The 25,267-nt window shown below is 64.9% G+C and carries 7 protein-coding genes and 1 pseudogene; 6 read left to right on the forward strand and 2 right to left on the reverse strand.

From position 1 onward, the window contains the following. Positions 1-73: 73 nt before the first annotated feature. Positions 74-382: pseudogene (locus KBZ13_RS07755) on the reverse strand (glycosyltransferase family 2 protein); the annotation flags it as partial. Between the two features lie 196 nt (positions 383-578). On the opposite strand from KBZ13_RS07755, the gene KBZ13_RS07760 reads away from it, so the two are divergent. The 3 genes from KBZ13_RS07760 (at position 579) to KBZ13_RS07770 (ending at position 20,049) form a co-directional block, all read left to right on the forward strand. Beyond that, positions 579-7,340 carry a YDG domain-containing protein gene (locus tag KBZ13_RS07760; protein WP_255007974.1) on the forward strand — a complete coding sequence of 2,254 codons (6,762 nt, stop codon included), beginning with the start codon at positions 579-581 and terminating at the stop codon, positions 7,338-7,340. Then, complete coding sequence (locus tag KBZ13_RS07765; RefSeq protein ID WP_255007975.1) at positions 7,337-8,617, forward strand: CHAT domain-containing protein; 1,281 nt, start codon at positions 7,337-7,339, stop codon at positions 8,615-8,617. Before KBZ13_RS07760 ends, KBZ13_RS07765 begins: the two co-directional genes overlap by 4 nt. A gap of 554 nt (positions 8,618-9,171) precedes the next feature. Beyond that, entirely contained in the window at positions 9,172-20,049 is a 10,878-nt protein-coding gene (locus KBZ13_RS07770; protein WP_255007976.1) for a beta strand repeat-containing protein, read from the forward strand. 9 nt (positions 20,050-20,058) lie between these two features. Here KBZ13_RS07770 and speA read toward each other — a convergent pair whose 3' ends face one another. Then, positions 20,059-22,038 carry a biosynthetic arginine decarboxylase gene (gene speA, locus KBZ13_RS07775; RefSeq protein WP_255007977.1) on the reverse strand — a complete coding sequence of 660 codons (1,980 nt, stop codon included), beginning with the start codon at positions 22,036-22,038 and terminating at the stop codon, positions 20,059-20,061. A 93-nt stretch (positions 22,039-22,131) separates the two neighbouring features. On the opposite strand from speA, the gene ndk reads away from it, so the two are divergent. From ndk to KBZ13_RS07790, 3 genes are all read left to right on the forward strand, one after another. Further along, on the forward strand, positions 22,132-22,590 hold the full coding sequence (ndk, locus tag KBZ13_RS07780) for a nucleoside-diphosphate kinase (RefSeq protein ID WP_255007978.1): 459 nt from the start codon (positions 22,132-22,134) through the stop codon (positions 22,588-22,590). 84 nt (positions 22,591-22,674) lie between these two features. After that, positions 22,675-23,400 carry a FecR family protein gene (locus KBZ13_RS07785; protein WP_255007979.1) on the forward strand — a complete coding sequence of 242 codons (726 nt, stop codon included), beginning with the start codon at positions 22,675-22,677 and terminating at the stop codon, positions 23,398-23,400. Continuing rightward, a complete protein-coding gene (locus tag KBZ13_RS07790; protein ID WP_255007980.1) occupies positions 23,397-25,211 on the forward strand; it encodes an adenylate/guanylate cyclase domain-containing protein in 1,815 nt (604 codons plus the stop codon). The genes KBZ13_RS07785 and KBZ13_RS07790 overlap by 4 nt, the downstream gene beginning before the upstream one ends. Positions 25,212-25,267 lie beyond the last annotated feature (56 nt).

Raw genomic sequence — 25,267 nt, forward strand, 5'->3', positions numbered from 1 at the left:
TTTCCACCTGGTAATGCAGGGCGTTGATGGTGTCGGGCAGGCTTTCAATCAGCTCCCGTAGCCCTGACGGAGCGATCAGAATTTCATCGGCATCAAAGGGGTAGAACCACTCGGGAGCGGAGGCCTGGGCCACCTCCACCAGGGCGTTCATGAACGCCTCTTCGATGAAAGCTTCCTCCTCGAAGCGCACCACATGGATTCGTGCACCCAACGGCGACGCCTGCAAGGCCGCCAGGCCAGTGGCGGTGCCATCGCTGCTGCCGTGGTCGAGCACATAGGCCACATCAACGTGGTGCTGGAGGGCGTACACCAGCGCCACCGCCGCCAGGGGCCACTCGTTTTTGACCTTCAGCAGGCCAATGATGCGCGGCGCTGGGGAGATGGCTTGAAACCGTTAGGGGGCAAGGATAGGTGCGCCATTGGGCACGACGATGAAGCCATGTTTAGTAGCGAGGGCTACGGATTAGCTGCTGCAGTGATGCAGCACTTAGCAGATTCTCAGTGATCAATTATGGATCAACCGCTAAAAAAGCTGATTGGGCTTTAGCTTCTGGAGCTAGTCGCGAACGGCCCCACCCATGGCGCTGCGTCATGCCATCGGTCTTTGGGCGCTAATCCTGGCTGGAGCGCCTGCCATGGCGGGCGAAGTGAGCGCCAGCGGCGGCGCCCTGGGCCTGGGCACCGCGGTGAACGGCCAGCTGGGCGGCAGCTGCGCATCGGGCCTCTGCCAGGTGGGCGGCGGCACGGCGGCGGGCCGTAACCTTTTTCACCGCTTTTCCGCCTTCGACACGCGCGGCGGCATCACGGGGGTGAATTTCTCCACCGGCGGCGCCCAAAACGTGTTCGTTGGGGTGACGAGCCCCCTGGGCAGCTTCATCGACAAACTTGTCTCGTTCTCTAGCCCCGGCAACCTGTTCTGGCTCTCCCCGGGCGGCATCGCCATCAGCGGCGCCGGCGGTTTCGCCAACATCCAGCAGCTGAACCTGAGCACCGCCACCGGCTGGCGCGTGGGCAACGGTGTATTCGATGCGGCGGGCACCACAGCCGGCCAGGCGGCCCTGCTCAGCGGCACACCGGGCCTAGGGGCGGCTGGTGCCCTCACCGATCCGGCCAGCCTGGCGGCGCTCGGCCTGCAGAAGAACGGCGATCTGAGCCTTTCAGACGGCCTGCTCACCGTCGATCAGAGCCTGCTGCTCGATGCCCAGGGCGGCAACGTGCTGCTGCAGGCGGCCGGGATCCAGGCGCCCGGGGCCCAGGTGGCGATCACCGGGGCCTCGGTTTCACTGCAATCCAGCACGGTGGATGTGAGCGGCTCCAGCGGCGGCGGCACGGTGCGCCTGGGCGGTGGCCTGCTGGGAGCCGATCCCACGATCACCAACGCCCAACGCACGAGCGTGGATGGGGCCAGCGCGGTCCGCGCCGATGCCACGGCCCAGGGTTCGGGCGGCACCGTGGTGGTCTACGGCACCGACAGCATCAAGGTGGAAGGCGCCCTCTCGGCCCGCGGGGGCCCCCAGGGCGGCGATGGCGGCCTGGTGGAAACCTCCAGCCGCGGCGAGCTGGTGGTGAACCAGGCGCCGGACGCTTCCGCCCCGAAGGGCCAAGGCGGCACGTGGCTGATCGATCCCAACAACGTCACGATCCAGGCAACGGGGCCCGACAGCAACGTCACCGCCCCGCCGGCCGTGATCACCACCGGCGACAGCGCGGTGCTCACCACCAGCACCCTTGAGACCGCGCTCAATGCCGGCACCAACGTGAGTGTGGTGACCAGCGCCGGCGGCACCCAGGCGGGCGACATCACCGTGGCCTCACCGATCAGCAAAACGGCGGGGGGTAACGCCACGCTCACGCTCACGGCCTACAACAACATCAACCTCAACGCGAACATCAGCAGCAGCGTTGGACAGCTGAATCTCACGCTCAACCCCGACAGTGATGCCAGTGGCGGTGGGACCACCAGCCTGGCTACTGGTGCCACCCTCGCCCTCAATGGCGGCACGGCGGCCTTCAACGGCAGCACTTCCTTGGCGGGCACGATCAGCGGCAGCACGATCACCGGGTCAGAGATTGCCTCAAGTAACGCAACGCTGAGCAACATCACGTTCGGCTCGAATCTGTCGACCACAGGGGGGTTGAATCTTTCTGGAACGATCGGGCTGGCCAATGGAATCACGTTGAACAAAGGCATCAGCAGCGACTGGTATGCAGCCCCGGGCACGCAGTTAACGACTGGCGGGACTGCTGTGATCAACAGCAGCGGCGGTAACATCATTGCGGGCAATGGCGGTCCTGGAACGTTCGGAATCGGCAGCGGCGTGACGCTGCAGGGCTATGGCACGTTGACGACCAACTCATCGGCAACGCTGAACAACCAGGGCACGATTCGTGCCTCCACGGCTGGGCAGGTGTTCTCGATTAAACCAACGACGCTGAACAACACGGGTACCATTGCTACCACCTTGGGAAGTATCGGGATCTTCCCCACCAATCCCTTCTCCAATGCTGGTGTTCTAGAGATCGGCCCGAACACCAGCATCAGCGCGAAAAGCTTCACCAATGCGGCGGGCGGCATCATCCGCGGCGGTTTAGGTCTGGCGCAGGGGAGCCTCTTACTCCAAGGCGATAGTACTTCTCCTTCTGCTACTCTCACCAACCTCGGCACCATCAGCCCCGGAGGCGATGGCGTCGCGGGCTGGCTGACCCTGTCTGGGGGCGACCTTGTCCTGGGCAGCACCTCAGTCCTTAATCTCGAAATTGGCGGGCCCATTAATGGCAGCCAATTCGACTGGATAACAGTTAGTGGCAACGTGAGCCTCGGTGGCACGATCAACACCCAACTTATCAATGGTTTTAGCCCAAGCCTTGGCCAGAGCTTCGATGTGATCTCAAACGACCCATTAACGGTCACAGGCAGCTTTGCTACCTCGAATCTGCCCTCGGGGTTCAACGGCGCGATCGTGGGCAGCGTCTACCGCCTCACCAACTCAGGTCTGAGCTGTCTTGGCATTTGCTGGGATGGCGGTGACGGCACCACCGCCTGGGAAAACCCGGCGAATTGGACAAGTGATCAGTTGCCCACCACCAGCGATGTGGCCTACCTGAACCTGGTGGCTGGTGTCGATGTGACCCTCTCCAGCAGCCAGAGCATCAAGGGGTTGAACAGCAACGCCGGCAACAACCTCACGATCAATCCTGGTGGCACGTTGACGCTGAATGATCCAGGAACAAGCTCGCTATTGGATGGTGGGCTGACCATCAGTGGTGGCACGTTGACCACCAAAGGAGCCTTAACACTGAACGGATCCTCGGTGTGGGCCGGCGGCACCCTTGATGGAACGGGAACGCTGACGGTGTCTCCAGCGGCCAAATTGGTGGTGAACGGCGGCGGCACCTATGGCTTGAGCCAACTGACGAATCAGGGGATAGTGCAATGGACGAGCGGCAATGTTGATTTTAGTGCAAATGGAGTGATCACTAACTCACTTTTGTTCGACGTGCAGACCGATAGCATCTGGGGCAACAAAGGCTTGTTCGCGATTGAGTTCAATAACCTGAACGGAATACTGCGCAAGAGTGCTGGTACGGGTACTGCGACCTTGGGAGCAGGGGGCAATCGAGTGAATCTGACGAACCGCGGATCAGTGGAGGTGAGCGCGGGAACGCTGGCGATCAGCCCTGCGTCGGCAATGCAGAACAATGGCATAATCGAAATTGCATCGGGAGCAACTTTCCAGGTTGCTTCAGGAGGCCTCACCAACAACGGCATTCTTTCGGGCTTTGGCACCATTGATGTGGGCGCCGGCAATACGCTCACCAACCTCTTGTTCATCTACCCCGGCAGCGCTAGCACTAGTACTGCGGGAACCCTGAGTCTCATCGGCGACCTAGCTCTGGGCGGGGCCTCCGTGCTCAACCTCGACCTGGGCGGTGCCACACCCGGTAGCCAATACGACCGGCTAGCGGTTTCGGGCAACGTGAGCCTTGGTGGCACGATCAACACCCAGCTGATCAATGCCTACGCCCCTAGCCCCGGTCAAAGCTTCGATGTGATCACATCCGGCGGAACGGCCACCGGCAGCTTTGCCAGCTCGAATCTGCCTTCGGGTGTCAACGGGGCGATCGTGGGCAGCGTCTACCGCCTCACCAACTCCGGCCTGAGCTGCCTGGGCGTCTGCTGGGATGGCGGTGGCGGCACCACCGGCTGGGAAACCCTGGCGAATTGGACAAGCGATAAGTTGCCCACCACCACCGATGTGGCCTACCTGAATCTGGTAGCTGGTGTCGATGTGACCCTCTCCAGCAGCCAGAGCATCAAGGGGTTGAACAGCATCTCCGGCAACAGCCTCACGATCAATTCCGGGGGGGCGTTGACGCTGAACGATCCAGGAACGGCCTCCAACCTTGCTGGCAATCTCACGGTCAGTGGCACCCTGAACATTCAATCGCCCCTCAGCGCATCGTCGTTGGCCCTCAGTGGCGGAGCGTTGGCCGGCAGCGGCAGCCTCACGGTTTCTAATGCCTTCTCGCGTACGGGCGGAACTACGGGCACCACCCTCACCGGGGTCACGCTCAACCAGGCCAGCGGTGATCTCAGCCCGGGCGCCTGGACCGTTAATGGACCGGTGTCGTTTACGGCGGCGGCAGGAAACCTGCTCGTCGATGGACCCGTGACGGCCACCACCCTGCTGGGCCGCGGTGCCACAGGGCTGACGCTGCAGCCCGGTGTCGTGCTGAACGCCACGGCAAGCACGGGGAGTGCCTTGGTGCTCGATGCCGGCACGGGCGCCTTCACCAACCTGGCCGGCGCCGGGGCGCTAGCGGTGGCACCAGGGGCGCGCTGGTTGGTCTATTCCGCCAGCCCCCTCACCGACAACCGCGGCGGCTTGAGCTATGCCTTCAAGCAATACGGCATCACTTACGGCAGCGCGAGCCCTGTATTGGGCGCCGGCAATGGCTTCCTCTACAGCGCCACGCCAACGGTCACGGCCAGCCTCACCGGCAGCATCAGCAAGACCTACGACGGCACCGTGGCCGCCCCGATCGCCGCTGGCAACTATCTCGTCAGTGGCGCGATCGATGGCGACACCGTACAGGTGAACAATTCCACGCTCGGCACGTACACAACGGCCGGGACCGGGGGGCGTGGTGCGAAGGATGTTGGCAGTGGAAAGGATGTCTCCGTTTCTGGGGTGACGATTTCCGGCGCCAGCGAGGGTGCGGTTGCGGTGTATGGCTACCAGTTGGCCAGCTCAACAGCGAGCGGTACCGCCCTGGGCACGATCAATCCGCTCGCGCTCGCCGGTGCCGCGATTGCGCCCTCCAGTTCCATCTACGGCGCGGCCCTCAGCCCCGGTGCAGTCAGCTTCTCCAATCTCTTCTCCGGCGATCTCGTCGGTTCTGCCACCTCCGTCAATACCTCAACCCTCAGCACCGGCGGCACCCCCATCGTTGGTACCTACACCCAAACGGCCAGCGCCACCCTCAGCGGTAGCGATGCGGCGAACTACAGCTTCTCAGGCTTCACATCAACTCCCAACTACACGATCAATCCCCTCAGCCTCTCGGTCACGGGCGTTACCCCCCTCAGCAAGACCTACGACGGCACCACTCAGGCCACCCTCAACAATACCGCCGCCGCCGTGTCAGGCCTCTTAGGCACCGACGGTGTGACGCTTAACGGCCTAACCGCAACCGGTCAATTCGCCGATCCCAACGCCGGCCTGGCCAAGCCCGTTGCCGTCTCCGGCTTCGTGATCAGTGGCCCCGATGCGGCCAATTACACCCTTCTTCAGCCGGGCGGCCTGACCGCCGACATCACCATCCGCCCCCTCGGCACCTGGAGCGCCTCCACCCCTGGCAACTGGAGCGATGCGGCCAACTGGGATGTCCTGCCCAGTGGCTCTAACGTGGCCGTCGTGGTGATCCCCGTGGGTAGCGGCGCCCTCACTTACGACGCCGCCGCCGGTAGCACCAACCTGCAGAGCCTCATCATCGACCAGAGCCTCAGCATCACCGGTGGTTCCCTGGCGGTGAGCGGTGCGACATCCGTGGCCAGCGGCGCCAGCTTGAGTCTCAGTGGTGGCAATTTTTCGACCACCTCCCTGAGCAACCAGGGGCTGGTGAACGGCAGCAGTCCGCTCGTGGTGAATGGCTCCTACACCGAGAGCGGCGGCAGTCTCGGTAGCGGTTTCTCCAGCGTTGCGATCACCCAGGCCAGCGGCGACCTCAACCTCAGCAGCGTGGGATCCACGGGCCCGGTGAGCCTGACCAGCAGCGCTGGCGCCCTCAACCTCAGCGGCGCTGTGAGCTCAGCCGGTGGGCCCATCAACCTGATCGCCACCGGCGCCACGGATCTTTCCTCCACCGCGTCGCTCATCAGCCCCGGCGCTCTGATCTCCGTGAGCAGCGGCGGTCCGCTGAGCCTGAACGGCGCTCGCATCGATGCCAGCGGAGCCAGTGCCGCCGGCACGGTGCAGCTCGATGGCAGCAGCATCACCCTCACCAACGCCACGGTGAACACTTCTGGTGCCAGCGAAGGTGGTTCGATTCAGCTGGGCCTGAAATCCCTGCCCAGTAGCGTTACGCTCACCAACTCCAGCCTGGTGGCGGATCCCCCTGGTCTTGGCGGTTCCATCTCCATCGACGGCCTTGCCATCGCCTTGGTTGGCTCCACCTTGAACGTGGTGGGCTTGAGCGGCGGTTCCATCCTGCTGGGTTCTGCCAATACCGCCACCTTGAGCCTCGATGCTGCCACCTCTCTCGTGGGCGGTGGTGATGGCACCTTCAGCCTGTTCGGCGGTTCGATTCTCAACAACGCCAGCATCATCGGTGGCCGGTTGTTTTTGAATGGGGTGGGATTGGGCGCTGTGAGTGTGTTGCCTAATCTGCCCTTGAGCGCTGTTTTGTCCCCCATCGTCGCGCTGCCCTCTGAGGTGGCGTTCCAGCTCAGCGTCGATCTCGGTCAGAGCTCTCCGCTCTCCAGCGTTGATTACACGGCGCCGGGTTCGTTGCTGGTCGCCCAGTGGGAGCAGCTGGGGATCGATCCGCTTTCTATCACCCTCACGGAATCGGCCTTCCTCTATGCCAATTTCTTATTGAATGAAGGTCTTTCAACCAGTGGTCTGTGGACGTTCGATCCATCCGTGCAGCAGCTCACCCCCTCACAGGTGGAAGAGCAGTTCACCGCTTCCGAGCAGCGAGCGATGGAAGCAACGGCGGCGAAACTAGGTCTTGACCCCACTGACGGCCTATTGGCGCCTACTCCTGCTCAATTGCAGGCGAGCCTGCAGAAGGTGATCAAAGCTGTGCGCGGGCGGATCCGAGGAGGTCAGCCATGATCCGGCCAGCACGTCATTGGCCGAGCCGTTACCTGGTGGCCTCGCTGCCGTTGTTCCTCGGTCTCCCTGTAACGACACCAGTTGCCTTGGCGGCTCCGCCAGCCGCCGCTGTGCAGCTGGCGCGCGCTTCCGATGGTGCTTCCCCCTTCAATCCGGCCCTCTACAACCCGGCGATCCTGCGCATCGGCTTCAGCGAAGCCAAGGGCAAGTCCGCCAATCCCGAGGCCGATTCCTTCCTCGACATCACCTTGGTGCCACCCGATGGGGATGTGCATGGTGCCCGCAGTGAGGTTTCGCTCAAGAGCTTCAACGAGCTGCTGCGCAAGCTCTATGGCCAACTGGCGAGTCAATCGCCGCTGGATGTCAACGATCCGAACTCACCGGCTCGGCAGCTGTATTCGATTCTGATCCAGCCGATTGCCGCGCAGCTGCAAAAGCACAAGATCACCACGCTGCTGATCTCCGCCGATGCGGGGCTGCAGGCTGTGCCGTTCGCGGCCCTCCACGACGGCCAGAGCTACCTGGGTGAGCGCTACGGCCTCGGCATGACGCCGGCCCTGGGGCTCACCAAGCTGGCAGTGCTGCCCGAGAAAGCCCAACCACAACTGCTGGCGGCCGGGGCCTCCGAGTTCGTGGGCCTCAATGCCCTGCCTCTGGTGCCCCAGGAGCTCGACCGGGTGGGCAAGGGCAGGGCGAACCAGAGCTTCCTCAACAGGAGCTTTACGCCCCAAGTGCTGCTCCAGAAGGCGGGCGATCCACTGATCGATCGGGTGCACATCGCCACCCACGCCGAATTCCTGCCCGGCGGGCCAGCGGCGGCTCGCCTGTACTCAGGCACCGGTCCGATGTCCCTGCGTCAGTTATCCCAGCTGCGCCAACGCCGCGGTGAGGGTCAGCTGGATGTGTTCAGCCTCAGCGCCTGCCGCACCGCCCTCGGTGATGCCGACAGCGAACTGGGTTTCGCGGGGTTGGCGCTCCAGGCGGGCTCCCGCAGTGCGATCGGCAGCCTCTGGTACATCGACGATGTGGCCACTTCGGCGCTGTTCGTGCAGTTCTACCGCTACCTGGACCAGGGCCTTCCCAAGGCCGAGGCGCTGCAATTCACCCGGCGCGCCATGGCGAACGGCCGGATGCGGCTCGTGGGCGACCAGGTGATCGGGGCCGGGGGCGATGTGCTCCTCTCCAAACTGACCACGTCCCAGCAACGTCGCATCAGCACAGGTCTGCAGCACCCCTTCTTCTGGGCGGGCATCCAGTTGCTGGGAACGCCTTGGTGATTAGCGATTCTGGCCGTCCTTCCCCTTGCCCTGGGGATGGCTGATCCTGCGTTTATCCAGATGAGATATTCGGCATTGCACAACGCCTGAGTAGACCTGAGCGGCTGTCGGACAAGACCCTGGTGGAGATCATGAACAACGTGCTGGAACTCCACACCCAGCCCTCGCGCAGCGATCAGAACTACATCGGCATCGAAGCGATAGAGCCAGTCAGGTGCGGAGGCCAGCGGCGGTGCCATCGCTGCTGCCGTGGTCGAGCACATAGGCCACATCAACGTGGTGCTGGAGGGCGTGCACCAGGGCCACCGCCGCCAGGGGCCACTCGTTTTTGACCTTCAGCAGGCCAATGATGCGCGGCGCTGGGGAGATGGCTTGAAACCGTTAGGGGGCAAGGATAGGTGCGCCGTTGGGCAAGTCGATGAAGTCATGTTTAGTAGCGAGGGCTACGGATTAGCTGCTGCAGTGATGCAGCACTTAGCAGATTCTCAGTGATCGATCAAGGATCAACCGCCAAAAGGTCTGACATAGGCCTTAGTTTCTTGAAACGGACTCGAATGGCCCCATCCATCGCGCTGCGTCATGCCATCGGCCTTTGGGCTCTGATCCTGGCGGGGGGTCCTGTCGTCGCCGGCGAAGTGAGCGCCACCGGCGGCGCCCTGGGCCTGGGCACCGCGGTGAACGGCCAGCTGGGCGGCAGCTGCGGCTTAGGCCTGTGCCAGGTGGGCGGTGGCACGGCAGCAGGCCGCAACCTCTTCCATCGCTTTTCCGCCTTCGACACGCGCGGCGGCATCACGGGGGTGAATTTCTCCACCGGCGGCGCCCAAAACGTGTTCGTTGGGGTGACGAGCCCCCTGGGCAGCTTCATCGACAAACTTGTCTCGTTCTCGAGCCCCGGCAACCTGTTCTGGCTCTCCCCGGGCGGCATCGCCATCAGCGGCGCCGGCGGTTTCGCCAACATCCAGCAGCTGAACCTGAGCACCGCCACGGGCTGGCGGGTGGGCAATGGTGTGTTCGATGCGGCGGGCACCACAGCCGGTCAGGCGGCCCTGTTGAGCGGAGCGCCTGTGAGCGGCCTTGCCGGTGCGGTGAACGATCCGGCAACTCTTGCGGCCCTGGGGATCCAGAAGAACGGCGATCTCAGCATCGCCGGCGGTCTGCTGACGGTGGATCAGGGCCTGCTGCTGGATGCCCAGGGGGGCAACGTGCTGCTGCAGGCGGCGAGGCTGCAGGCGAAGGGCGGGTCGGTGGAGATCCAGGGCCAGTCCGTTCGGCAGGACGCACCGATCGAATCCAGCGGCACGAGCGGTGGCTCGGTGACGATCAACGCGGCGGGCGCTCTCACCAACGGCGCACCGATCCAGGCCAACGGGTCCAGTGCTGGCGGCACCATCAACCTGCAGGCCGGCACCAGCCTCACGAGTTCGTCCGCGATCACCGCCACGGGTACGGGGCCAATGGCCAAGGGCGGCACGATCGAGCTCACGGCCCCCAGCGTGACCCTTGCGGCGGCCCAAGTGGATGCCAGCGGCGCCGGCGGCGGCGGTGTGATCAGGGTGGGCGGCGGGGTTCAGGGCAGCCCCCTCAGCCTGGGGGGCGCCAACGCCATCAACACCATGGTGGACAGCAGCAGCAGCTTGAAGGCCGATACCACCCAGGCGGGCAACGGCGGCCAGGTGGTGGTGTGGGCTGAGAGGGCCACCCTGGTGGATGGGGCGATCAGCGCCCGCGGCGGCCCGGCGGGCGGTGATGGCGGCTTCGTGGAAACCTCAGGCCGCGAGCAATTGGCGGTCAGTCGGGCGCCGGATGCCTCGGCCCCTTTGGGCAAGGGAGGCACCTGGCTGCTGGATCCCAACAACCTCACGGTGAATGCCAGCGGGCCCGACAGCAATGTCAGCGGCTTCCCCAACGCAACCACCACAGGCGACAGCGCCGTCATCGCCGCCTCCACAATCAATGCAGCCTTGAACGCGGGCACCAGCGTGAGCCTGGCCACCAGTGCCGGTGGTGCCCAGGCGGGTGACATCACGGTCTCCGCCCCGATCAGCAAAACGGCCGGCGGCGCTGCCTCCCTCAGCCTGAGCGCCCACAACAACATCAACCTCAATGCCAACATTTCCTCATTAGCGGGTGCATTGAACCTGAATTTGGTTGCCAATTCGGACAACGTCGGCGGTGGATCCGTACAGAGGCAGACTTCTGGTACCTTCATCGACTTGAACGGCGGTAACTTGAACCTTGCTGGCAATGGCGACTTCACGCTAATTGACGACTTTCGGAATCTTCGGTTTGACAAAAGTGGAACAGGTTCCTACCTGGCGCCCTTCTTCGTTCGGTTGACCGGCGTGACGATTGGCACCGACATGACCTTCAGTAACGAAGTGGGAATCGTCAACGATCTGCTGCTGGCCAATGGTGTGACGGTGAACAAAGAAGCGAACATCTGGCGCTTTGGAACCACCGGTCTGCGCACCCTGGGGCTGGCCCCAGGGGCCACCAGCGCCACCGTCATCAGCAGCGGGGGCTTCATTCTTGCCGGCCAGGGGGTCATCGGCCAGACCCTGACGATCGGCCCTGGCGTGACGCTGCAGAGCTCCGGCGCAGGCACCACGCAGCTGAGAGACAGCACCGCCAGCACCATCATCAACAACGGCACAATCGCTTCCACCACTGGTGGCACCTGGTCGATTTTGCCCGCCGGGTTCATCAACAACGGTGCGGTGACAGCCAACAACGGCACGGTGTCGATCAGTTCGACGAGTTGGAGCAATGGGAGCACGGGTGTCTTCAATGTTGGCCCTTCGGGCACATTGAATCTGGGCGGTACGTTCACCAATGCCAACCCAGGTGCCTCCAATCGCACCGGGGGTTCGGTCTTCATTCCCGGCACCTTCGACCTGGCGGGTGCCACGTTGGATGTGGGCTCGGCGGGCCTGTTCGGCAGCGGTGGGCTGACGCAGCTCAGCGGCACGCTTTTAGGCGGCACGCTGATCAACACCGATACCACCCCTGTGCTGACCTCGGGCTTAGGCACGCTCAATGGGATGACGATCGGCTCCAACGTGGGCATCAACGGTACGTTGCGCATCGCCAACGATCTGCTGCTGACTAATGGCGTGACAGTGAACAAGGGAGCGAATAATTGGAACTTCGTCACCACAGGAGTTCGTACCCTCGGCCTGGCTCCAGGCGCCAGCAGCGCCACGGTCAGCAGCAGTGGTGGCGCCATCTTCGCCGGGTCGGGGGTCAGCGGCCAGACCCTGACGATCGGCCCTGGCGTGACGCTGCAAAGTTCCGGCGCAGGCACCACGACGCTGACCAACAGCTCTGCGGCCCCAATCATCAACAACGGCACAATCGCTTCCACCACCGGCGGCACCTGGTCCATTACGCCCACCAGCTTCACCAACGGCGCCACAGGAACACTCGTTGTTTCAGCGGGCTCCACGCTCGCTACCGCTAACAACTCCTTCTCCAGCGATGGCGCGATCCAGGGCAGCGGCACCATCAATGTGGGCACCGGTACGGTAACCAACAACGGCACGATCAAACCCGGCGGTACGGGCGCGGCGGGCACGCTCAACATCACCGGCAATTTCGTCAGCAGCGCAAGCGGCATCATTGAAGCCGAACTGGGAGGCACCACCGCTGGCAGTCAGTACGACCGGCTGGCGGTTTCAGGCAACGTGACCCTGGGGGGCACCTTGAACAGCCCCCTGATCAATGGCTTCGTACCCTCCGGGCAAAGCTTTGATGTGATCACCGCCGGCGGCACCGCCACCGGCAGCTTTGCCAGCTCCAATCTGCCTTCTGGGTTCAACGGGGCGATTGTGGGCAGCGTCTACCGGCTCACTAACTCCGGCCTGGGCTGCCTGGGGATCTGCTGGGATGGCGGCGGTGGTGACACCAGCTGGGAAAATGTGGCGAACTGGGGTGGAGATCTTTTACCCACCGCCATTGATGTGGCCTACCTGAACCTGGTGGGCGGTGTCGATGTGACCCTCTCCAGCAGCCAGAGCGTCAAAGGGCTGAACAGCATCGCTGGAAACAACCTCACGATCAATTCCGGTGGGTCGTTGACGCTGAATGATTCAGGCACGAGTTCCAGCTTGAACGGTGGACTGACGATCAACGGCGGCACGCTAGGTGGCACGGGTGATGTGACGGTCAGTGGGGCGTTTGACGTCACCTCCTCCAGCTACCTGAGTGGACCTGGATTGTTCACGACGCAGGGCACCAGCACGGTGAACATGCCCAGTGAGCTCGGAGGCTACTTGAACCTTGAGGGCGGTAAGAACTGGGTGAACGAAGGCACACTGACGATCGGTGGTGATGACTTGATCTACTTTGGCTTTGTCGGAGGGGGCGCCAACACGCTGACGAATGCGGTGGGCGCGACCTTGAATCTATCGAGCGCCGCTGGCACGCCGCTGAGCTATTGGGCCGGCACAGCGGAGGTGATCAATGCGGGGACATTGAACCAGACGGTGGTCGGTGCGCACACGATTGACGTCAACTTCAACAACACGGGCACGGTGAATGTTGATGTGGGCACGCTGTCGATTGGCGGCAGCGGTAGCGACAGCGGCAGCTACGCGGTGGATGCGGGAACCACGCTCAACTTCAGCAGCGGTACACGCGACCTGAATGCGGGCAGCAACATCACCGGCCTGGGAACGCTGAGCGTCTCGGGTGCGACGGTGAATGCCAACAGTGGTCTGACGATCGGCAGCAATCTGCAACTCGATGGCGGCACGCTAGGTGGCACGGGTGATGTGACGGTCAGTGGGGCGTTTGACGTCACCTCCTCCAGCTACCTGAGTGGACCTGGATTGTTCACGACGCAGGGCACCAGCACGGTGAACATGCCCAGCGTGAGTGGAGGCTCTCTAAACATTTCGAACGGTAAGAACTGGGTGAACGAAGGCACACTGACGATCGGTGGTGATGACTTGATCTACTTTGGCTTTGTCGGAGGGGGCGCCAACACGCTGACGAATGCGGTGGGCGCGACCTTGAATCTATCGAGCGCCGCTGGCACGCCGCTGAGCTATTGGGCCGGCACAGCGGAGGTGATCAATGCGGGGACATTGAACCAGACGGTGGTCGGTGCGCACACGATTGACGTCAACTTCAACAACACGGGCACGGTGAATGTTGATGTGGGCACGCTGTCGATTGGCGGTTCACTGACCCAGTCGGGCGCGATTGATGTGGCCGCTGGAGCCGTTTTTCAGAAGAGCGGCGGCTTCACCAATGCTTCCACCGGCACCCTCTCGGGCTTTGGCACCATCGATGTGGGCGCCGGCAACACGCTCACCAACCTCGGCACCATCAGCCCCGGCGGCGATGGCGTGGCGGGTGCTCTCAGCATCACCGGCGTCCTGGCCCTGAGCAGCACCTCCGTACTCAACCTCGACCTGGGCGGCGCCACGCCTGGCAGTCAATACGACCGGCTGGCGGTTTCGGGCAATGTGAACCTCGGGGGCACGATCAACACCCAACTCATCAATGGTTTTAGCCCCAGCCTGGGCCAGAACTTTGATGTGATCACATCCGGCGGCACCGCCACCGGTAGCTTTGCCGGCTCGAATCTGCCTTCTGGTTTCAATGGGGCGATCGTCTTTGGCAGCGTCTACCGGCTCACCAATTCCGGCCTGAGCTGCCTGGGGGTCTGTTGGGATGGCGGCGGTGGTGACACCAGCTGGGAAACCCTGGCCAACTGGAGTGGCGATCAATTGCCCACCACCAGCGATGTGGCCTACCTGAACCTGGTGGGCGGTGTCGATGTGACCCTCTCCAGCAGCCAGAGCGTCAAAGGTCTCAATAGCATCGTGGGTAACAACCTCACGATCAATTCCGGTGGTTTGTTGACCCTGAATGATTCAGGAACGAGCTCCACATTGAATGGTGAACTAGCCATCTACGATGGCGCGTTGACGACCAATGGAGCGCTAACACTGAATGGAAATTCGGTGTGGGCCGGCGGCACCCTTGCTGGAGCGGGATCATTAACGGTGGGGAGTGGGGCAACGCTGGTGGTGGGTGGCGGGAGTGGGATTGTTCCTGGCACGTATGGCTTGAGTCGGCTGACGAATCAGGGGACGGTTCAATGGTTGGCTGAGGGATTAAATTATAGTGCTGATGGTGTAATTGATAACAGCGGCTTGTTCGATGTGGAGATCGGTGATGTCTGGGATGCTGCCGGATCATTCACGTTCGCGTTCAACAATTTGACTGGAGGAGAGCTGCGCAAGAGTGGGCTGGGAATTAGCTTCTTGGGTAGCGTGAATCTGACCAACAACGGCTTGGTGGATGTGAGATCTGGCACGTTAGTGGTTAGCCCTAATTCTTTGATACAGAATAATGGGCTGATTCAGACGGCTTCAGATGCAAGCTTTCAGGTCCAATCCGACTTGACGAATGCCTCCACCGGCACCCTCTCGGGTGGCATTGAAGTCTATTTTGGCACGTTGATCAACTTTGGCACGATCAGCCCCGGTGGTGATGGCGTGGTTGGAGTAATAGGCGCCGACAACCTGATCTTGGGCAGCACCTCCGTGCTCAACCTGGACATTGGTGGCGCCACGGGAAGCCAATACGACAGGCTGTTTACTGCAAACGTCGTCGGCAACGCAAGCCTCGATGGCACGATCAACGCCCAGTTGATCAATGGCTATAGCCCCAGCCCAGGCCAGAACTTCGATGTGATCCTCTCCGCCACCACCACCGGCAGCTTTGCCAGCTCGAATCTGCCTTCGGGATTCAACGGCGCGATTGTGGGCAGCGTCTACCGACTCACCAATTCCGGCCTGAGCTGCCTGGGCGTCTGTTGGGATGGCGGCGGCGGCACCACCGGCTGGGAAACCCTCGCCAACTGGAGCGGCGATCAATTGCCCACCACCACCGATGTGGCCTACCTGAACCTGGTGGGCGGTGTTGATGTGACCCTCTCCAGCAGCCAGAGCGTCAAGGGGCTCAACAGCCTTGTTGCTAACAACCTCACAATCAATTCCGGTGGGTCGTTGACACTGAACGATCCAGGCACCGCCTCCAACCTCGCTGGCGATCTCACCGTTAATGGCACCCTGAACATTGAATCGCCCCTCAGCGCATCGTCGTTGGCCCTCAACGGCGGAGCTTTGGGTGGCAGCGGCAGCCTCACGGTTTCCAATGCCTTCACGCGTACGGGCGGAACCACGGGCACCAGCCTCACCGGGGTCACGCTCAACCAGGCCAGCGGTGATCTCAGCCCGGGCGCCTGGAGCGTCAATGGACCGGTGTCGTTCACGGCGGCGGCTGGAAACCTGCTGATCGATGGACCCGTGACGGCCACCACCCTGCTGGGCCGCGGTGCCACAGGGCTGACGCTGCAGCCCGGTGTCGTGCTGAACGCCACGGCAAGCACGGGGAGTTCCTTGGTGCTCGAGGCCGGCACGGGCGCCTTCACCAACCTGGCCGGCGCCGGGGCGCTAGCGGTCGCACCAGGGGCGCGCTGGTTGGTCTATTCCGCCAGCCCCCTGACCGACAACCGCGGCGGCTTGAGCTATGCCTTCAAGCAATACGGCATCACCTACGGCAGTGCGACCCCCGTAGTGGGCGCCGGCAATGGCTTCCTCTACGGCGCCACGCCAACGGTCACGGCCAGCCTCACCGGCAGCATCAGCAAGACCTACGACGGCACCGTGGCAGCCCCGCTCGCGGCTGGCAACTATCTCGTCACTGGCGCGATCGACAGCGACACCGTACAGGTGAACAATCCCACGCTGGGCACGTACACATCGGCCGGGACCGGGGGGCGTGGTGCGAAGGATGCCGGCAGTGGTAAGGATGTCTCCGCTGCTGGGGTGGCGATCACCGGGGCCAGCGAGGGTGCGGTCGCGGTGTATGGCTACCAGTTGGCCAGCTCAACAGCGACCGGTACCGCCCTGGGCACGATCAATCCCCTCGCGCTCACCGGTGCCGCGATTGCGCCCTCCAGCTCCATTTACGGTTCGGCCCTCAGCCCCGGTGCGGTCAGCTTCTCCAATGTCTTTTCAGGGGATCTCGTCGGCGCCACGGCTTCCGTCAACACAGGCGGCGTGAGCAGTAGCGGCAACTCCATCGTTGGCGCCTACACCCAAACGGTCAGCACCACCCTCAGCGGTAGCGATGCGGCGAACTACAGCTTCTCAGGCTTCACATCAACTCCCAACTACACGATCAGTCCGCTGGCCCTCACAGGCGCTGCGATCGCTTCGGGCAGTTCCATCTACGGCTCAGCACTTGCCCCCGGCGCCGTCAGCTTTGGCAATCTCCTCGTAGGGGATCTCGTTGGCGCCACGGCTTCCGTCAACACAGGCGGCGTGAGCAGTAGCGGTAACTCCATCGTTGGCGCCTACACCCAATCCGCTGGCACGACCCTCATCGGTGGCGATGCGGCGAACTACAGCTTCTCGGGCTTCACCTCAACGCCCAACTACACGATCAGCCCGCTCGCCCTCACAGGCGCGGCGATCGGCTCGGGCAGTTCCATCTACGGCTCAGCGCTCACCCCAGGCGCGGTGAGCTTTGGCAACCTCTTCTCCGGTGATCTCGTCGGAGCTGCCGCTGCGGTCAACACCTCCACCTTGAGCACGGGCGGCAACCCGATCGTTGGTGCCTACACCCAATCCGCCAGCACGGCCCTCAGCGGCTCTGATGCGGCGAACTACAGCTTCTCGGGCTTCACATCAACGCCTAACTACACAATCAGCCCGCTGGCGCTCACAGGCGCAGCGATTGCTTCGGGCAGTTCGACCTACGGCTCTGCCCTCACCCCAGGCGCGGTGAGCTTTGGCAATCTCTTCTCCGGTGATCTCGTCGGCTCTGCCATCTCCGTCAACACCTCCATCCTCAGCACCGGCGGCCAAGCCATCGTTGGCGGTTACACCCAATCCGCCAGCACGGCCCTCAGCGGCTCTGATGCGGCGAACTACTCCTTCTCGGGCTTCACGTCAGCGTCCATCTACACGATCAGTCCCCTAGACCTCACGGCCACGGGGGTTCTCGCGAACAACAAGGTCTACGACGGCAACACCGTGGCGACGATCAGCACCAGCGGCGCGACCCTTACGGGTCTGATCGCGGGTGACCGTGTGGCCCTTGCTGGTGGCACAGGTCTGTTCGCCGATGCCAACGTGGGCCTGGCCAAGCCCGTGGCCGTCAGCGGCTTGGGCCTTGGTGGCACCGACGCTGCCAACTACAGCCTGCTGCCTTCCAGCAGCCTCTCCGCCGACATCGCCATCCGCCCCCTCGCCACCTGGAGCGCCTCCACTGCCGGCAACTGGAGCGATCCGGCCAACTGGGATGCCCTGCCCAGCGGCTCCAACGTGGCCGCCGTGGCGATCCCAGTCGGCAGCGGCGCCCTCACCTATGACGCCGCCGCCGGCAGCACCAACCTGCAAAGCCTCTTCAACGATCAAAACCTCAGCATCACCGGTGGTTCCCTGGCGGTGAGTGGTGCCACATCCGTGGCCAGCGGCGCCAGCTTGAGCCTCAATGGCGGCAGCTTCTCCACCGCCACGTTGATCAACGAAGGGCTGGTGAACGGCAGCGGCCCACTCGCGCTTAATGGGACCTACACGGAGAACGGCGGCAGCCTTGGCAGCAACTTCTCCAGCGTTGCGATCACCCAGACCAGCGGCGACCTGAACCTCAGTGGCGTGGGGGCTACGGGCCCCGTGAGCCTCTCCAGCAGCGCCGGCGGCCTCAATCTCAGCGGCGCTGTGAGCTCCGCTGGTGGTCCCATCAGCCTCAGCTCCAGCGGCCCCACCTTGCTTGCCTCCGGTTCATTGCTCACCAGCCCCGGCGCTCTGATCTCCGTGAGCAGCGGCGGCCCCCTGAGCCTTCTGGGTGCCCGCGTCGATGCCAGCGGCAGCAGTGCCGGCGGCACGGTGCAGCTTGATGGCAGCTCGCTCACACTCACCAACGCCACGCTGAACACCTCCGGTGCCAGCGACGGTGGTTTGATTCAGCTGGGTCTCAAAACCCTGCCGAGCAGCACCACCATTACCAACAGCAGCCTGGTGGCCGATCCGCCGGGCCTGGGCGGCACGATCACCATCGACGGCCGTGCCATCGCCCTGGTCGGCTCCACATTGAACGTGGTCGGTCTCAGTGGTGGCTCGATCCTGTTGGGTTCGGCCAACACCGCCACCTTGAGTCTCGATGCCGCCACATCCCTGGTCGGCGGCGGTGGGGCGTCGTTCAGCCTGTTCGCCGGCTCAATCGTTAACAACGCCAGCATCATCGGCGGCCGTCTGTTCGTGAACGGCGTGGACTTGGGCGCCGTGACGGTGCTGCCTGATCTGCCCTCGATCGAGGCGCTGCCCGCTGAGGTGGCATTCCAGTTCAGCGTCGATCTTGGTCAGAGCTCTCCGCTCTCCAGCGTTGATTACACGGCACCGGGTTCGTTGCTGGTCGCCCAGTGGGAGCAAGTGGGGATCGATCCGCTCTCGATCAGCCTGAGCGAATCGGCGTTCCTGTTCGCCGACACTTGGATGACGTCAGCTCAGGGTCCCCTGGCGGTGTGGGACAGCCCCACGTCGGGAAGTTTCGCTGAGCTCTTCAGCGATCTGGCCCTCGCTTCGCCCTATGGCCAGCCCCTGCAGCTTGATCCCGAACTGCTGAGCAACCCGGTGTTCGCCCTGGAGGCCGCTCGCTCTTTCGGCGAACTGATGAACCTTCGCCTGGCCCAGGACCTGTTCCCCTCGGCCGGGGCCGGGGCCGGGGCCGGGGCTGTGGCGGAGGCGGCCCCTTCACTGCTGGCGTCTCTGATGCCGGCTGTCGAGCCCAGCGCCCTGCGGCTCTATCAGGATCTGTACCCGTCAGCGGCGATCAGCACGGCCTGGCCCCCGGGTCCCGTGCTCGGTGGGGTGGTGGACGCGTCGACCGTGGCGGAGCGTTCGATTCAGTTGCTCTCATCCCTGCAGGTGATGGAGCAGTTCACGGCGGCGGATCAGCGGGCCCTGGCGGAATCGGCCGTCCTGCTGGCCGATGGCTCGATCTACAGCCAGCCGGTGCAGCTCAATCTCGAATGGACACGGCCCATTCCGTCTGCCCCCGCGGCCGCCCCCTCGGCCGCCTTGGCCGCAACGGGGGCCACTGCGGATCCGTTCAGCCTGCGCTTGCTGCAAGCGCTGTTCCCCTCTACGGCCTTCAATCAGACCTGGCCTTCCGGCGCGGTGCTCAGCCTTTCGGGCGGCCCCCAGGGCCTGTTTGATCGGGCCGTGCAGCAGTTGTCTCCCCAGCAGGTGAACGATCAATTCACGTCCTCAGAGCAGAAGGCGCTGGAAGACACCGCCTCCAAGCTCGGCCTGGAGGGCGGAGGCAGGGTGGCCCCAAGCCCGGCCCAGCTGCAGCAGAGCCTGCGGGAGGTGATTCAGGCGGTGCGTCGCCGGATCAGCGGCCGTTGAGCCTCGCCCTCACTGCAGGTAGGTGATCTGCCCCAGACTGCTCTCCAGGTGGTCCATCAGCCGCTGGGCGTCGTTGATGCGCAGATCGCCGCGGCTGATCGCCGCCTCACTGGCCACACGTAGCCGTTCCAGCAGCAACTCAGGCTGGTGCTCCATCGCCTGGAGCACATCGGCGTTGGTGTCGCCCCGCACCACGTGATCCAGGCGGTAGCCGCCGCCGGCGGCCAGGCGGATGTGTACGGCGTTGGTGCTGCCGAACAGGTTGTGCAGGTTGCCCATCACCTCCTGGTAGGCCCCGCCCAGGAACAAGCCGATCCAGTAGGGCTCGCCTGGCTTGAGCGCGTGCAGTTCCAGCAGCGGCTTCACCTGACCGCGGTCGATGAAGCGGGCCAGCTTGCCGTCGGAGTCGCAGGTGAGGTCGGCGAAGCTGCCGAGCTGATCGGGTCGTTCGCCCAGCCGGTGGATCGGCATCACCGGGAACAGCTGATCGATCGCCCAGGTGTCGGGCGCTGAACGGAACACCGAGAGGTTGGCGTAGTAGGTGCTGGCCAGGGCGGCCTGTAGCCCCTTGAGCTCATCGGGTACGCCGACGGCTGGTAGCCGTTGGGCGATCGCCTGGCAGCAGGCCCAGGTGAGCTGCTCCGCCAGGGCCCGTTCCGGCAGGCTCAGGTAGCCGAGGCGGAAGGCCGAGAGGGCGTCTTCCTTGAACTTGAGCGCGTCGTTCCAGGCCTCCTGCAGGTGCCGGGTGTCGCCGTGCTCCGTGGCGTTGATGCCGGCCAGGGTGTCACGCAGGTTGCGCACGATCAGCGGTTCACCCTCCAGCGCTTCGGGCACCGCGTCCGGCACGCCGGCGGCGCCGAGCACATCGAACACCAACACGCTGAAGTGGCTGGCGAGCGCCCGGCCGCTCTCACTCACCAGGGTGGGCAGGGCAACGCCCAGGGGTTCGCAGCACTCCCGCACCGTGGCCACCACGTCGTTGGCGTAGTTCTGCAGCGAGTAGTTGGTGGAGGCGGCGGTGGCGGTGCGGCTGCCGTCGTAGTCGATGCCCAGGCCACCGCCCACATCGAGGTAGCCCATGGGCGCCCCCAGCTGGGCCAGCTGAACGTAGATCTGGCCCGCCTCCTGCAGGGCGTCCTTGAGCACGGCGATGTCGTTGATCTGGCTGCCCACGTGGAAGTGCAGCAGGCGCAGCTCCCCCAGCAGCCCCGCGGCCCTCAGGCGCTCCACCGTGGTGAGCAGGTCGGGGATCGAGAGGCCGAACTTGGCACGATCCCCCACCGAACTTCCCCAGCGCCCGGTGCTGCGGACCGAAAGTTTGGCGCGCACGCCGATGAACGGTGCTGCCCCCAGGGCCGCACTCGCCTCGATGATCCGCTCGACCTCATCGGCCTGCTCGATCACCACCACCGGCTGGCGCCCAAGCCGCCGGGCCAGGATCGCCGTTTCGATGTAGCGACGGTCCTTGTAGCCATTGCAGATCAGCAGTGCCTCCGGGTCATCGAGCAGGGAGAGGGCGATCAGCAGCTCCGCCTTGCTGCCCGCCTCCAGACCGAAATGCCAGCGCCGGCCGCTCTCCACCAGCTGCTCGACCACGTGGCGCTGCTGGTGGCATTTCACCGGGAACACCCCCTGGTAGCGGCCGGAGTAGCCGTACTGGGCGATCGCCCGCTCGAAGGCGGCGTGCAGCCGCTCCAGCCGGTCCTCGAGGATGTCATCAAAGCGAATCAGCAGCGGCAGGCCCAGGTTCCGTCCCTGCAGCCCCTGCACCAGCTCGACTAGATCCAACGAGCCCCCCCGGTCGCCCCGGGGTTGCACCATCACGTGGCCGCGGCCATTGATCGAGAAGTAGGGCTCCCCCCAGCCATCGAGCCCATAGAGGTGGGCGCTGTCCGCCACCGACCAGGTTGTCCCGCCCGCAGTGGGGTCTGCAATGGCGCCGTAATTGGCGTCAGCAGCGGCATCAGCAGCGGTGCTCGAGGCGACCATCGGTGCGCTCAGGGGGCATGAAGCGTTTCCACTGTGCTTGCCAAGGGGGCCGACTGGCGCGGACGATGGTCCGGATTTGTGGATCAAGCACCCATGACCAGCGAACGCAGCTTCATCGCGATCAAGCCCGATGGGGTCCAGCGGGGCCTGGTGGCGGAAATCCTCGGCCGCTTCGAGCGCAAGGGCTTCAAGTTGGTGGGCCTCAAGCAGCTCACCCCCAGCCGTGAGCTGGCCGAGAGCCACTACGGCGTGCACCGCGAGCGCCCCTTTTTCGCGGGCCTGGTGGAGTTCATCACCAGCGGCCCCGTGGTGGCCATGGTGTGGGAGGGCGACGGCGTGATCGCCAGCGCCCGCAAGCTGATCGGCGCCACCAAGCCCCTGGAGGCCGAACCCGGCACCATCCGCGGTGATCTGGCGATCAACATCGGCCGCAATGTGATCCACGGCTCCGACGCCCCGGAAACGGCCGCTTTCGAGATCGGCCTGTGGTTCCGCCCCGAGGAACTCAGCGACTGGACCCCTTCCGACCAGACCTGGCGCAGCGAAGGCTGAGCCAGCCGCGGGCTGACTTTTGGCTTGGGCCAGTTCCGGCCCTTGCCGGGGTTGGCAGGCTGGGGGGACTTGTGCGTCTTCGCCATGAAGGTCCGCGGACGTCCCCTGGTGCTGGCCACCGCGATCAGCGCCGCCCTGGCCGCTGGATGGGCTGACGCGGCAACGCCTACGAAAAAGCCCAGCTCCCGGATCGTCGATGTGGCCGCCCGGCCCGCCTTCAAACGCGCGGCAGGGGCCTCCGAGGTGGCAGCCAAACCCGGACAGCTGCTCGCCCCCGGCACGGTGCTGCGCACCCAGAGCCCCGGACGGCTGCAGGTGCGCCTGGCCGATGGCCGCAGCTTCCGCCTCGGCGGTGATGCCGAACTGCATCTGGCTGGTGAGGAGCTGGACCTGCGCCGGGGCCAGATCATTGCCTGGATCAATCCCGCTCAGAAGGGCGGTTGGCCGCCGCTGCGCATCCGCACCCGGGTGGCCACCGCCTCGATCGTGGGCACCACGGTGTTCATCGATGCCAGCGCGGAGAGGGTGTTGTTCCTGAGCTGGGAGGGTCTCGTCAAGGTGGCCACCGACGACGGCAAGCGCATCCAGCTCAAAGGCGGCCAGGTCATGACCAAGACCGGTGACACCTGGGCCCTGCCCCGCCCGCTCAGCCCCGTGGAGGCCCGCGGCCGGCGCGAGCGCAACCCGCTTTTCCAGAGCTTCAGCACGCCGATGGACACCCTGCCGTTGATCGATCGGCAGATCGACGCCCTCCATTCAGCCCCCAGGAGCGCAGCTCCAGCCCAAGCCCCAGCCGCCGGGCACCGTTGAGGCGGCCGCCCCTGTGGGGTCTGGCGCTGCTGGCGCCGTTGCTCCTGGCTCTTCCGGCCCTGCGCACCAGCCCCGTCGGCCTCGCCCTGGTGGCCGCCGATGCCGCGATCGGGGCCCAGTTCTTTCGCCTTCGCGGCCCGCGCCCGGCGCCGCCGTCGCTGGTGGTGCTGGCGGTGGATGGCGATTCGCTCGCCCTCGATCGGTTGCTGGGCCCCGAGGAGCGACAGCGATCGCCGCTGTGGCGGCGCATGGGCCCCTGGCCCTGGCCGCGGGCCCTGCAGGCGGAGCTGGCGGCGGCGGTGCTGGAGCGGGGGGCAGCCCGGGTGGTGTTCAACGTCGTCTACGGCCAGCCCAGCCGCTATGGCCCCGCCGATGACAAGGCCTTCAGCGCGCGCCTGGCCCCCTGGCGTGATCGGGTGATTCTGGCGGCGGCCTATGGCCGCGAAAGCCAGGACGGGGTGGAGCGTTCCCAGCTGGACCGCCCGATCTACCCCTTCCTCCACAGCGGTCTCACCACCCTGTTGCAGAGCCCCCAGGGCCTCAGCGACGCCATTCCAGGCCTGGAGTGGCTGGAGAGCAACCTGGCGGCGTTCGCCCCGCCCCGCCCCGATCCCCTGCCGTTTGTGGCCACGGGCCGGCGGCCGCCGCGTCAGCCCCTGGGCATCAACTTTCCTGGCCCCGCCGGCCGTGTGGCCAGCGTGCCGGCCTGGCGGGTGCTGGAGCAGCCCGAAGGCTTCTGGCGTGGGCGCACCGTGCTGATCGGCGCCACCGCTCCCGAACTCGGCGGCCTGCTGGAGACGGCCTACGGACCCCAGAGCGGCACGGAGGTGCAGGCGGCCGCCCTGGCCAGCGTGCTGCGGGGCGACGGCCTGGCGCGGCCGGAGCCCGCCCTGGAAACCCTGCTGCTGCTGGCTTGGGGCTTGGCCACAGCGCTGCTGTTGCGCCGCGGCCCCAATGCCTCCGCCAGCCTGGTCACGGGCCTGGCCCTGGCGGCGGCGGCCCTGGGGCTGGGGGCCCTGCTCTGGGCCCGGGCCTTCCTGGTGCTGCCCTGGGCCGCCCTGGTCGCCATGCCCCTGGCGGCGGGTGCCGTGCGGGGCGGCGGCCAGTGGCTCAAGGAGAGCCGCGAGCGCGCCTACCTGCACCAGGTGCTGGCCCGGCGCATCTCCCCCACCCTGCTCAAGGACATCCTGCGGGAGCCGGGGCCGCTCTGGACCCAGGTGGGGGGCAGCCGCGCCGACTGCGTGGTGCTGTTCACCGACCTGGTGGGGTTCACCCCCCTGAGCGCCCAGCTGGAGCCAGCGGCCCTCTTTGCCTTGCTCAACAATTACTTCGAAGCGATCGCCACCGCTGTGATCGAGGAGCAGGGGCTGCTGGACAAGTTCATCGGCGATTCGCTGATGGCGGAGTTCGGGGTGCCCCGCAGCCGCGGCGACCGCCAGGAGGCCCTGGCGGCGGCACGGGCCGCCCTGGCCATGCGCAGCAGCCTGGAGGCCCTCAACGCCGAGCTGGAGCGTGAGGGCCGCCCGACCCTGCGCCAGGGCATCGGCCTGCACTTCGGTGAGGTGATCGCTGGCAACCTGGGCTCCTCCCAGCGCCTGGAGTTCACGGTGGTGGGATCGAGCGTGAATGTGGCCAGCCGCCTGGAAGGGCTCACCCGCCGCTTCCCGGAGCACTCGATCCTGATCAGCGGCGAGCTCTTGGCCCTGCTGGGGGAACGGGCGGAGGTGGTGCCGCTCGGTGAGCACACGGTCAAGGGCTGGCCGACGCCCCTGGCGGTGTATGCCTTGGAGGGTCTGCGGCCGGAGGCTTGAGGCCGAGGGGGCCAGGCCTGGTCACCGGGGGCAGAATGGCGCCCCTTGCCACTGGC

The organism is Cyanobium sp. ATX 6F1, assembly GCF_024346315.1.
GTDB lineage: Bacteria > Cyanobacteriota > Cyanobacteriia > PCC-6307 > Cyanobiaceae > ATX-6F1.